Raw genomic sequence first — 13,158 nt, 5'->3', positions numbered from 1 at the left:
CATCACAAGTAGTTCCATTACTAACAGCCAAAATAATCTTAAAATAATCTTATTGTTCAAAAAACTCTATTATCGAGGACTATCTGCTACCTCCCCAAAACATAGGAATACCTCAGATAGTTCCCAAATCATCAGCTTAACTATTTCAAAACCGAATTGCTCGCACACTCTAATTCATCAATTCATCGATTGTTTAGCTAAAAACAGGCACGTTTGTAAAACAGAATCCGGATTTAAAGAAATACTCTCTATCCCTTCTTTCATCAGCCATTGAGCAAAATCTTGATGATCTGAAGGGCCTTGACCACAAATCCCTATATATTTGCCTTCCTTTTTACAAGCTGAAATAGCCATATGCAATAACGCTTTGACCGCATCGTTGCGTTCATCAAACTGTGAAGCGACCAAACCTGAATCCCTGTCCAAGCCTAATGTCAACTGAGTTAAATCATTCGATCCTATGGAGAAACCATCAAAATACTGCAAAAATTCACTGGCCAGCAAAGCATTGGAAGGTAACTCGCACATCATAACCACTCTTAACCCGCATTTTCCTCTTTCCAGACCATGTTTTTTTAATACTTCGATGACATTACTGGCTTCAGAAACTGTTCGGACAAAAGGAATCATCACCTCAACATTATCTAAGCCCATTTCCTCCCGGACTCGTCTTACTGCTTTGCATTCAAGAGCAAAACACTCAGAAAAACTTGAAGAAACATAACGAGAGGCACCACGAAAACCAAGCATAGGATTTTCTTCATGAGGTTCATACAATGAGCCACCAACAAGATTGGCGTATTCATTCGATTTAAAATCTGAAAGCCTGACTATGACAGGTTTGGGATAAAAAGCGGCTGCAATAGTCGCTATACCCTCTTTTAACCTTTCAATGTAATATTCAACGGGTGAATCATACGCTACTGTCTTTTCTTTAATGTATCGCTTAAGTTCCTCATCCTTTAAATTATCAAATTCGAGAAGTGCTTTAGGATGAATACCTATCGTGTTGGAAATCAAAAACTCAAGACGGGCCAAACCCACTCCGGAATTAGGTATTGATTGAAATGCAAAAGCTCTTTCAGGGTTTCCAACATTCAACATCACTTTCATGGGTAATTCAGGCATCGTTTCTACATCAAGACGTTCTTGCTCGTAGGGCAACAGACCGGAATAGACAAACCCTGTATCGCCTTCTGCACAGCTTACAGTCACTTCATCACCATCTTTAATTGTTTTTGTTGCATCACCACATCCAACAACTGCAGGAATCCCCAATTCACGAGCAATAATGGCTGCGTGACAAGTTCTGCCTCCACGATTGGTAACGATTGCAGAAGCACGCTTCATAACAGGCTCCCAATCAGGATCAGTCATATCGGATATCAAAACATCGCCGGGTTGAACCCTGTGCATTTCATTAATATCTTTAATAACCTTTGCCTTACCCTGACCTATTCTTTGACCTATACTGCGGCCTTCAGCCAATATGTCACCTCTTTTTTGCAAAGTATACCGTTCGAGCACTTGTTTGTTATCCCTGCTTTTTACAGTCTCTGGACGAGCTTGCAGGATGTACAATTTACCATTGACCCCATCTTTCGCCCATTCAATATCCATGGGACGGCCATAATGCTTTTCAATAATAAGCGCCTGATTCGCCAGTTGCTCGACTTCTTCTTTGGATAAGGAAAACAATAATCGTTCAGCGGGGTCTACATCGACTGTTTTAACACGCCTTTCAAGAGAAGGATCATCGCAATAAACCATCTTTAACGCCTTGCTGCCCAGATTTCGACGAATGATTGCTGGTTTACCAGCTTCAAGGCATGGTTTATGGACATAAAATTCATCTGGATTTACAGCGCCTTGAACAACCATTTCACCTAAGCCATAAGATGACGTGATAAATACTACTTGATCAAAACCAGATTCAGTATCCATAGTAAACATGACACCACTGACTGCCAAATCACTACGAATCATTTGTTGAATACCAGCAGATAAAGCCACTTCGTTATGAGCAAAATCATGATGCACACGATAAGCTATTGCCCTGTCATTAAATAAAGAGGCGAATACCTGCTTAATTGCAGCCAATACCGCCTCTTCTCCCTTCACATTTAAAAAGGTTTCCTGTTGACCGGCAAAAGAGGCATCGGGCAAATCTTCAGCAGTAGCAGAAGATCTTACTGCAACACTAAAATTATCATGGCCAATCGCTTGAGCAAGTTTCTGATAGGATGAGCGAACTGATTGTTCAAACTCTGGAGTGAATGGCGTATCAATAATCATTTCCCTGATTTGCTTCCCTACCATTGCCAGTTGGCATACGTCATCTGTATCGAGAGCAGTCAACTTGTCGTAAATTTTCTTATCAAGACCGTTTTGGGACAAAAATTCTCTGAAAGAATCAGCAGTTGTAGCAAACCCTCCCGGCACAGAAACGCCTGCTGATGACAAATGACTAATCATTTCACCAAGAGAAGAGTTTTTACCACCGACCTGATCCAAATCGCGCATGCCAAGATGTGCCAAATCTATAGTATGTCTTTTAACAGTCATAACCGCCCCAAATTCATAAAATAGTCAACATTCTACTTAAATTGTTACTTTATTGGAATGAGAACTTGTGCTGTATTTCATTTTTATAGAGGTCAAAATATCAACATTTTCACAAAAAATGACAAGTATATGTACTATGCGGTAAGATATCTTGCTGTCGATGTTTTAGGGTTGAACGGGTAAGCTCACCTGTTCCAAAAGTATAATCAGCAAAAGGATTTGAAATGTTTAAACGCATAGGACTAATATTGATTGCCTTATCTTTAAATACTATCTCCTTCACCAGCGAAGCCTGTTCTGCCTTAGTGTTCAATAAAAGCAAGCCCGCAACTGTCGCAGTCAATTTGGACTGGAAATACCGGGAGGGAGCCTTTGTGATTCATCCTCGTAATGCCATGATGGTTTCCAGTGTAGATTATCACAGCATGCATCCATTAATCTGGAAAAGCCAATACGGGAGTGTCATATTTCACGGCGGAGATCGATTTAAAGCAGGACCATCTGCAGATGGGATGAATGAAAAAGGGCTTACCGCTTCGATATTGATGCTTGACTCCTCAAGTTATCCCAGTCATTCTGAGCTTCCCGCTTTAAAAACTACTGAATGGGTTCAGTATATTTTAGATAATTTTCAAACGGTACAAGAAGTCATAGATGACAGCCCAAATTATCAATTAGTTGCAGACACCTACCGGGGAATAACCATGAACGTTCACTTGATGGTGAGCGATACTGAAGGAAAATCTGCTGTTTTTGAGTACCTGGATGGTAAACTGGTGATTCATACTCAGGACAACTTGACTACACCAGTACTAACTAATACGGACTATAAATCGTCTTTGGCTCTTCTTGAAGAATACCAGGATCATGGTGGCTCCAAGACTTTGCCAGGTGGATATGATTCAAATTCCCGTTTTGTAAGAGCAGCACATTATCTAAAAAAACTTCCCAGCTTTATTGCTAAAGAAGAACATATTGCTTATGCCTTCAACGGTCTCAATGTTGTTACACAAGCACCTGGTACTTCTTCTCCAACCCAGCTGAGTATGGTTTTTGATATCCCTACCAAAACCATTTATTTCCGCAGCATTAATGAGGCTGCATTAAGAGTGATTTCAATGGATGGTATTGATTTTGATTATCTTTATCAACCAATCGCCCTGAATGTTTATCAACATTTGTCCGGGGACGTCACGGATAAATTTCAACCCATGATAGGGTAAATTGGTATTCATCTGGTAAAACCGCCTGGGTTGAGCGCAAGCGAAACCCGGGAAATGCTTGATTAATAACTTCTTTTACAATTTGTTAAGAAACATTTAAGTAGAACAGGTAGAACAGGGAATGAACATAAAAAATGAGTATGAAACAGCAAGAAACCATTTCAGGTTATGGGGCAAACAACTCAAAGACAATATACTGCTCGATCAGTCTTGCTTAATGCACACGTACAAAGCTTATTTTCCCGATGAACCGGATTTTATTCATCAATTGAGTCAATTTTCCAAAACAGTAGCCGAAGAATTAGAACCAAGCGTTATGGAAAATAACCTGGATGCCAACTTGCCTAAAATCGAACAATACAATGCAATTGGACAACGTGATGATCAGGTAATCCACCATCCTGCCTATATTCGATGTGGGGATATTATTTATGGTTCCAATCTCATGCAATATTTGCTAAAGCCAGGGCAAATGAAAAAGACGTTGAGCTTGTTTCTGCTCTCATCCCATGCTGGAGAAGCGGGACACAACTGCCCTATTGCCTGCTCTGCGGGAGTAATACGTGTTTTAAGTCATTATTCACAGTTGGAGAAAACGCCATATTATCTCGATAAACTCACTCATCCTTCTTTCAGTAACAATTTTACTGGCGCCCAATTTTTAACTGAAATTCAAGGTGGTTCTGACGTTGGCGCCAATGCCACCCGAGCCTATCTGGATGAGCAAAATCAATGGCGCATTTCGGGTGAAAAATGGTTTTGCTCCAACGCTAATGCTGATTTAATTTTAATGACCGCCCGTTTCGATGAGGAAACTCGCGGAACCAAAGGATTGGGTTTGTTTTTAGTACCCAGCCGCCTGGACGATAGCTGCCCTAATCACTATTATCTTCGTCGATTAAAACAAAAAATTGGTACCCGCTCCATGGCAACTGCAGAAATAGATTTTGAAGGGGCGCTAGCCTACCCTATGGGTGGTGTGGAGGAAGGAATACATTTGGTTATGGAAAATGTGTTGCATTTATCAAGGATATTCAATTCCTTCTCAGTCTTAGGTATGTCTCGCCGCGCCTGTCAGATTGCTTACTATTATGCTAAAAACCGCCGAGCATTTAACCATCCTGTTATTGAATATCCTCTGGTAAAGGAAAGTTTGGCTAAAATAAAATCAGAAAACCTGGCTATGTTAGCCAGTGTGTTTCATATGGTTCGTTGTCAGGATGAATTGGATACAATTCCGGAGCCTCAACAAACCAAATCACAACAACTCTTGTTACGTACTCTGGCGAATATCAACAAGTACTATACAGCCAAACGTTCAGTGGAAAATATACATCATTGTCTCGATTTATTGGCTGGAAACGGCACCATAGAGAACTTTTCTTCCCTACCAAGACTATTACGAGACTGTATCGTTTGTGAAAATTGGGAAGGGACGCACTTTACACTATGGATGCAAACACTCAGAGATATGCATAAATTTGCAATTGATGAATTATTCATTACCCATTTGCGACAACTTTTGGAACAAATTCAGGATATCAATCCTCATAAGGCATTGTTTTTCGAAAAGATAAATGAGTTAGATACAACAATAAAAGCCATGAAATCAGTCAATCATGAGGAGCAAAATCTACTTATAAAAACAATCATCGAACATATGGCCTCTTTGCTTGCCGCTTTATGTTTGGCTATAGAGATACAACAAGGTCAGTCACCAGAAGCGAAACAAGCGGGATTAACTTTATTTATTCATGAACATATAGCAAGTTGTTTATTCAAACACGACGACTATATGAAAATACTAAATAAAATAATTGGATAGCTCACTCTGTAAATGCATTAACCAGCAGGCCAGGTAAAAATTATTCGAAGTGTCAAACAAAGAAAATAGATTTTAAGTTTAAAAAATTGAATTATATATAAAAACAGGCTTGGCAATCTTTGAAGTTTTTCGATTATCGCTTTAATTCTACCCGTTCGAGCTGAAGAAGCGCTTCCTCAGCTCGAACGGATAACCAGCTTCGCTCACTGAGCAACTGAAGCCAGAGGCTTTGCAACTTCATAGGGAGGCTGACTCTTTCTGTCAGAAGCATTAATTCGGCAAACATCAAGAGCCTGAGAAAATTCCTTATAATAATTTTGCTCTCCAATCAATTGAACAATTCCCATTTTACGGAGTTTCGCATCAACCAGCGGGTTAGCCTCACTGAGCAAAACTCTGACTCCACGCTGCTGCAAATTCAAAATAATTTCTTCCATAGCCTGCAAACCAGTGACATCTATAAACGGAACCCAACGCATTCTGATGATCAAAACTTTGGGATCAGTATGGGTATTAGCCAACGCACTCTGAAATGTTTCGACAGCACCAAAGAAAAACGGACCCTCGATAACATACACCATGACCCCTTCGGGCAAATCATAATTCTTTTCTTGTACCAACTCTTGAGATAATTGCCCTTCTGACATACGCTGAATTTGAATGCTATTAACCATTCGGCGCAGGAAATGCAAGACGGCAATGATAACCCCTACATTGACAGCAACAACCAAATCAACGAACACTGTCAGACAAAAAGTAACCAATAAGATGACTACGTCAGCACGAGGAGCTACTCGAATTAATTTAATAAAATGACGGGCCTCACTCATATTCCACGAAACCACAAACAAGATAGCAGCCAGTGCCGCCAGAGGCACATCCACTGCCAAAGGAGCCAGGAACAATAGGACTAAAATTAAAGTAATACTGTGTATAATCCCTGCCAGAGGACTATTACCCCCATTGCGAATGTTCGTGGCCGTGCGGGCAATCGCTCCGGTGGCTGCAAAACCACCAAACAAAGGCGCTACAATATTAGCTATCCCTTGACCGACTAATTCTCTATTCGAATTATGTCTGGTTCCACTCATCCCATCAGCAACCACAGCAGACAATAAAGACTCTATTGCTCCTAACATTGCAATTGCAAAGGCTGGCCCAGTCAACTTAATCAGCCCACCCATTGTGATTTCAGGCCAGGTGAAAGCCGGCAAGCCTTGTGGTATTCCTCCAAACAGGCTGCCTATAGTAGCCACTCCCTCAAAGTGCAAAACTGACTGTACGATTGTAACCAGTACCAAAGCTACCAAAGGGCCGGGAATACGTTTTAGTCCTGGTAATTTGCTGGAATACAGCACAATAACTAAAGCACAAATACCTAAAAAAGTAGTCGCGATATTCAGGTGAGGAAAAGACTGAAGTAAATACCAAAATTTTTCATGAAAATGCCCATTTCCAGCTGCGGGTAAACCAAAAAAATATTGCCATTGCCCCACCCAAATAACGACAGCAATCCCTGAAGTAAATCCAATGATTACTGGACTGGGAATGAACTTAATAATCGATCCCAAACGGGCAAAGCCAAACAGAACCAGGATAAAGCCAGCCATTAAAGTCGCTATTTGTAACCCTGAAATACCATATTGGGCTGTTATCCCGGAAAGAACGACAATGAAAGCACCAGTAGGACCGGCGATTTGAACTCTGCTGCCGCCCATAATTGAGACTATTAATCCGGCAACGATAGCGGTATATAATCCTTGCTCTGGTTTAGCCCCAGAGGCTATTGCAAAAGCCATTGCCAAAGGCAGGGCAACCACACCAACAATTAACCCGGAAATAATATTTTGTAGCCAATATTTTTTTTGAAATAAACCGGCTCGATACGATTCTATGATCGTGTTCATAAATAATAACCTGACCCATCAAAAACTTGGTCTTTATTATACACACCTTGAACAAATTTACGCTAATTTTCTATAATATTTATTGCTTTAATTCACATCTTGTTCTGCATCTAATATTATATACGCTTTAATATCGGAATAAGCTACCTATCATGACACTTACTGCATTAAACGCGATTTCACCCATAGATGGCCGTTATGTCAATAAAACCAGGGCATTAAGTCCCTATTTTAGTGAATTTGCATTAACGTATTATCGCTTAATGGTCGAAATCAAGTGGTTTGAATCATTGGCAGCTAACGATACCATTCCAGAGGTCCCCGCTTTAGATAACAAGGCTCGTAAGTTTTTATCTGACCTTATTTCCAATTTTAATGAATCCGAAGCTGAAAAAATAAAAGAATTTGAAAAACAAACCAATCATGACGTTAAAGCTGTAGAGTATTACCTGAAAGATAAATTTCAGGAAAATGAACAACTCAAATCTTACGTTGCTTTCATACACTTTGCCTGCACTTCAGAGGACATCAATAACCTGGCTTACGCTTTAATGATCAAACAAGCGATAGCTCAAGTGATACAACCTACCATAGCTGAGATCATGGGAAGCATTACGCTTCTTGGAAAACAACATGCTGACGTTGCGATGCTCTCAAGAACGCATGGTCAACCAGCAACGCCAACTACCATGGGCAAAGAATTGGTCAATTTTGTGGCTCGCCTTAAACGACCCCAGCAACAATTGGCGGAAGTATTAATCCCCGCCAAATTTAATGGCGCTGTTGGCAATTACAATGCTCATGTAGCAGCCTATCCTGAAGTGGACTGGCGTAAGCATTGTGCTAATTTTGTTACATCGTTGGGTTTATCCTTTAACGCCTATACTACTCAAATTGAACCACATGATGGCATAGCAGAGGTCTCCCAGATTATGGTGAGAATTAATAATATTCTTCTGGATTATACCCAAGACATATGGAGCTACATTTCCCTTGGCTATTTTAAACAAAAAACAATTGCCGAAGAAGTAGGCTCATCAACCATGCCGCACAAGGTAAATCCTATAGACTTTGAAAATGCCGAAGGCAATTTAGGTCTATCCAATGCTTTATTTATTCATTTTGCCAATAAATTAACTCAATCGCGCATGCAAAGAGACCTGTCCGATTCGACTGTCTTACGCAATTTGGGTGTTGCCTTCTCTTACAGTTTGATTGCCTATTATTCAGTAGCCAAAGGCAATGACAAATTACAAATCAATAAATCAGCTCTACAAAAAGATTTATCCGAAAACTGGGAAGTTTTGGCAGAGGCCATACAAACTGTCATGCGCCGCTACAATGAGCCCAATGCTTACGAACAATTAAAAGAGCTTACGCGAGGACAAATGATAGATGCTGAAAACCTTAAACAATTTATTAAAGCCCTATCCATTCCCGAGGAAGCAAAAGCAGAGTTAATGAAATTAACTCCAGAGACTTACACAGGTCTTGCAACCCAACTGGTCAAGGCTTTTTCATGAATAGGCTTCTTTCTAAACTCGCTGCGATGAGGGAAGTGCAAGGAGAAACGGAGCACAGAACCGGAGTGTACACATCAGTACATGAGGATTCGAGCACCGTATCGACGAAGCAATTTCCCATCGCAGTAGAGTTTGGAAAGAAGACTGATGATCAGCTCTCACAACAAGGCCATTCATTCGAATTCGATGTTCTTGTCATTGGGACAGGGTTAGCAGGGTTACATTATTGTCTGCAGCTTTTAGCTATCCAACCCAGACTAAACATTGCGTTAATCAGCAAAGCAGAGTCCATTGAGTGTAACAGTCGCTATGCCCAAGGAGGGATTGCTGCTGCCATTTTGCCAGAAGATTCCCTAGAGTCTCATATTTCAGATACTTTATTGGCTGGAGATGGGCTGTGCTACTTACCTGCGGTGGAATTTATTATCCGCCAGGGGCCAGATATTATAAAACAACTTGATCAGTATAAAATTCAATTTAAACGAGAAAGTGACGGTCGCTTTCATCTTGCCAAAGAAGGTGGCCATTCACACCGCCGCATTTTTAATTGTGGCGATCAAACGGGCTTGACGCTAACGCAAACCCTCAATCATTTGGCAAGGGAATATCAACAAATTCATTTTTTTGAACATCACGTGGCTGTTAATCTGATTACCCAATATCATCCTCACCGGACAGATAACCAGGGTGAAGTATTAGGAGCCTATATACTCGACTGCCAACGTAATCGCATTCACACATTTCTTGCCAAATGCGTTATTTTAGCCACCGGTGGTGCCGGAAAAACCTACAGGTATACTACTAACCCTATGGTTGCAACAGGCGATGGTGTTGCTATGGCTTACAGGGCTGGAGCTCGTGTAGGCAATATGGAGTTTTATCAATTTCACCCTACTCTTTTACACCATCATTCGATCAACAATTTTCTAATTTCTGAAGCAGTTCGAGGCGAAGGCGCTTTACTTAAAAACCCTGAAACAGGCGAACGTTTTATGAAGCGATATGCACCTGATCAACTTGAATTAGCAACCAGAGATGTCGTCGCAAGAGCTATTTTTAGTGAAATTGAACAAGGTCAGGCTGGATATGTGCATCTGGATATTTCGCACCAAAGCAAATCTTTTCTGAAAAAACGTTTCCCACAAATTTATTCCACATTGTTATCCATTGGAATCGATATGAGCCAGGATTTAATTCCTGTCGTTCCGGCTGCTCATTATCAATGCGGTGGAGTTCTTACTGATGTGGACGGCCGTACTGATCTGGCGCGATTATACGCTATAGGAGAAGTGGCTTTTACTGGATTGCATGGTGCGAACAGACTGGCAAGTAATTCCTTGCTTGAAGCATTGGTCATGGGATCCAATGCGGCACGCTGTACACTCAAAGACATTGCTACCCCGTTGAAACTTATCGATCATGTTCCCAGTTGGAGCTCTCCGGGCGAAGTGAATGCAAGAAGAGCCAGTCAAATCAATGCTCAATGGAGAGGATTAAGAGGGGAAATGACTTCCTATGCGGGTATTGTGCGTACTGAGGCAGGCCTTGAAGATCTACTACAATTAATATTGAAACGTAAGAAAATTATTGAAGAATACTACTGGAAACATTGCATTACCAGAGATTTTATTGAATTAAGGAACATCATCCTTAATGCAGAATTGATTGTTAGAGCAGCACTTTCCAGAAGGGAATCACGTGGCGGACATTTTCGTGAAGATTTCCCCAATAAAAATTTCAAAGCCCAGGAAAGTATAGCAAAACTGGGCCAGGCAGACAGTTCATTAGGATAGCCAGGTAAAAGCTGTCCGATTAACGATAATGATAGAAAACCTTCCCACAGATCCCTAATGACTAGAGGTAGATTTAATGTTTAAAAATTCAACTATTTACCAACCCGAAGCGACCCTGATGGCCATTCGTAATGATATGGCTATCTGCCAAAGCGATTATCCATTAGATTGGTATCAAGAAGATTTTATTCCTTATGCCCAGGAATATCAGGCTTTACCTGATAGAAAGCTGACGACTGTTTTAAATTGGATGAAACCTTATCTTACTAAAGCCCAAAATCATTTCGGTAACAAGCTGTTACTTCTTGCTCATTATTACATGGGTGGAGAAATTGTTCGATTAATCGAGCAATTCGGAGGTAAAATTGGTGACTCCTACCAATTGGCTTTGATGGCTGCGAATAACCCTGAAAAATCAGTCATAATAGAATCAGCAGTACATTTTATGGCAGAGTCTATAAGCATTTTGGCTAATGAAAATCAACACGTCTACATCACCAACCCCAAGTCAGGATGCACGATGGAAATGCTTGCCAAAGACTTTATGGTCGAGCCTGCTTTCCTTGATTTAAATGAGCGCTATGGTGCTGAAAATATTTTACCCGTTTGCTACATGAATACCTCTGGCCGTGTGAAAGCCATGACCGGTGCCCAGGGAGGAGCGGTTTGTACAAGTTCCAATGTCAAAAAAATTTTTCAATGGGCTCAAAAGCAAAACAAAAAAATCCTGTTTATTCCTGATCAACACATGGGAGAAAATGTCGCTTACTGGTTGGGAATTAAAAATCTCGCTTATTGGCCTGGAGGAACTGCCGGCGCTAATTATTCACTACCAGAGCAAGACAAAAAAACACTCAAGCAATTTGACAAAGCAGAGTTGATTTTATTCGCAAGCCAATGCGCGGTTCATACCCATTATCAACCTGAAATGTGTGATTATTGGAAAAGCCAGGGATACACTACCATTGTACATCCAGAATGTCGTAATGATGTCATCAAAGTAGCTGATTACTCAGGTTCTACTGCATTCATATGGGATCTGGTAGTCCATGACAAAGCAGGCACAAAAAATTATGCCATTGGAACTGAAAACCACATGGTAGAAAACTTAAAGCAATATTGTAAAAGCCTTGGAATTCGTGTTGTAAATCTTGCTGAAGCCCCTCAAAAAGACACTGAAAAAGGAATCGGATGTGGTTGTGCTACCATGTCTCGCAATGATCCGCCACATCTGGTCGCTCTCCTCGATTTACTTCGCCAGGGCAAATCTATGCCTTACAATGAAGTAAAAGCAGGTGATGTGGTCAATGAATTCACAGGAACCAGAAACAGACTGCCAGTCAACGATCAACAATGGGTTATAAATAATGCCAAAAAAGCCCTGGAAATGATGATTAATATCACAGAAGACAGGGTTTAATACGTGTTAGCTATTGTATTGTCCGCTTCCTTACGGTCGCGGCTCGGATTTGCATCAACAGTGCTTATCAAATCCGAGCCGCGACCGTAAGGAAGCGGGTATATTAAACTTACCTCTAAATCATAGCTCTAAAATTTATTCTATTATGGCTTAATACCTAGCCCAAACCATATTAAACTGAAGGATCAGCAACATAAAACTGACATTCATTCAAACCCCGTGTACAGACATACCCTCCCATAGTTTCTATCCAGCTATAATCAGCTCGAGCGGGTATTTTGGTTCGCACCTGCCATAAGATAGAATAATCACCCACAGAGTTTCTGTAAGTACAAGTCACGCCCTGACCATAACCAGCGACTAAAATATTAGCCCGCAGGAAACGAGTATTTTCTTCCCCCTGAGGACTATTGGGAGAAAAAGGATTTTCTACCCATGGCGAGGGAGGAACTCCCCATTGCAATGACGTGGTTTGAGGATCAGGGCATGTATGGGCATAAGCGCTCAAGCTGGTATGAGCTAAAGCCAAAACTAACACTGCAGAATAATATTTTTTCATAAATACTCCATCCATTCTAATCCCGATAATCCCAATTCATTGTTGATATGATCTCATTATTTAATAAAGCCCAAGCAATTGTCAAATTAATAGTCAAAAACGCAATCACCCATGTAATTTTTAAATAATAAACTCACTAAACCATTGTTTGAATTTATTTCTTTGCTATAATGACCGCGCGTGCCGGGGTGGCGGAATTGGTAGACGCGCCGGATTCAAAATCCGGTGGTGGTGACACCGTGTGGGTTCGAGTCCCACCCTCGGTACCAATCAATAAATTATCAAACAATTACAATACAACAGTTACTATACGCTCAAGGCTCTTTAACTACAGTCAGTGTAG

At 40.8% G+C, this 13,158-nt stretch carries 8 protein-coding genes and 1 tRNA gene; 6 read left to right on the top strand and 3 right to left on the bottom strand.

All coding sequences use genetic code 11. The annotated features are described in order from the left end of the window. Positions 1 to 177: 177 nt before the first annotated feature. Positions 178 to 2,565, bottom strand: coding sequence for a phosphoenolpyruvate synthase (ppsA, locus tag OQJ02_RS04185; RefSeq protein ID WP_265718003.1), 2,388 nt, complete (start codon positions 2,563 to 2,565; stop codon positions 178 to 180). Positions 2,566 to 2,789: 224 nt separating this feature from the next. On the opposite strand from ppsA, the gene OQJ02_RS04180 reads away from it, so the two are divergent. Both OQJ02_RS04180 and OQJ02_RS04175 read left to right on the top strand, forming a co-directional pair. Further along, entirely contained in the window at positions 2,790 to 3,788 is a 999-nt protein-coding gene (locus tag OQJ02_RS04180) for a linear amide C-N hydrolase (protein WP_265718002.1), read from the top strand. Positions 3,789 to 3,909: 121 nt separating this feature from the next. After that, positions 3,910 to 5,613 (top strand): acyl-CoA dehydrogenase family protein, encoded by a 1,704-nt coding sequence (locus tag OQJ02_RS04175; RefSeq protein ID WP_265718001.1) that lies wholly within the window; start codon positions 3,910 to 3,912, stop codon positions 5,611 to 5,613. A 203-nt stretch (positions 5,614 to 5,816) separates the two neighbouring features. Here OQJ02_RS04175 and OQJ02_RS04170 read toward each other — a convergent pair whose 3' ends face one another. Then, positions 5,817 to 7,520 carry a SulP family inorganic anion transporter gene (locus OQJ02_RS04170; RefSeq protein WP_265718000.1) on the bottom strand — a complete coding sequence of 568 codons (1,704 nt, stop codon included), beginning with the start codon at positions 7,518 to 7,520 and terminating at the stop codon, positions 5,817 to 5,819. A 152-nt stretch (positions 7,521 to 7,672) separates the two neighbouring features. Between OQJ02_RS04170 and purB the strand changes: the two genes are divergently transcribed. The 3 genes from purB (at position 7,673) to nadA (ending at position 12,256) form a co-directional block, all read left to right on the top strand. Continuing rightward, positions 7,673 to 9,043, top strand: a complete 1,371-nt coding sequence (gene purB / locus OQJ02_RS04165; protein WP_265717999.1) for an adenylosuccinate lyase — start codon at positions 7,673 to 7,675, stop codon at positions 9,041 to 9,043. Next, complete coding sequence (gene nadB, locus OQJ02_RS04160; RefSeq protein WP_265717998.1) at positions 9,040 to 10,836, top strand: L-aspartate oxidase; 1,797 nt, start codon at positions 9,040 to 9,042, stop codon at positions 10,834 to 10,836. Before purB ends, nadB begins: the two co-directional genes overlap by 4 nt. 76 nt (positions 10,837 to 10,912) lie before the next feature. Next, the gene (nadA, locus tag OQJ02_RS04155) at positions 10,913 to 12,256 is read left to right on the top strand and encodes a quinolinate synthase NadA (protein WP_265717997.1); all 1,344 of its coding nucleotides are present in this window, start codon (positions 10,913 to 10,915) and stop codon (positions 12,254 to 12,256) included. A gap of 172 nt (positions 12,257 to 12,428) precedes the next feature. Here the strand turns inward: nadA and OQJ02_RS04150 are convergent, their stop codons facing one another. Then, positions 12,429 to 12,815, bottom strand: coding sequence for a DUF3757 domain-containing protein (locus OQJ02_RS04150; RefSeq protein WP_265717996.1), 387 nt, complete (start codon positions 12,813 to 12,815; stop codon positions 12,429 to 12,431). A 182-nt stretch (positions 12,816 to 12,997) separates the two neighbouring features. Here OQJ02_RS04150 and OQJ02_RS04145 point away from each other — a divergent pair. Then, positions 12,998 to 13,084: transfer RNA gene (locus OQJ02_RS04145), tRNA-Leu, on the top strand. Positions 13,085 to 13,158 lie beyond the last annotated feature (74 nt).

The sequence above is a fragment of the Legionella sp. PATHC032 genome (assembly GCF_026191185.1).
In the GTDB taxonomy this organism is placed as follows: Bacteria; Pseudomonadota; Gammaproteobacteria; order Legionellales; family Legionellaceae; genus Legionella.
Note: the sequence above shows the minus strand (reverse complement) of the source record. Positions and strands in the feature narration are given on the sequence as shown.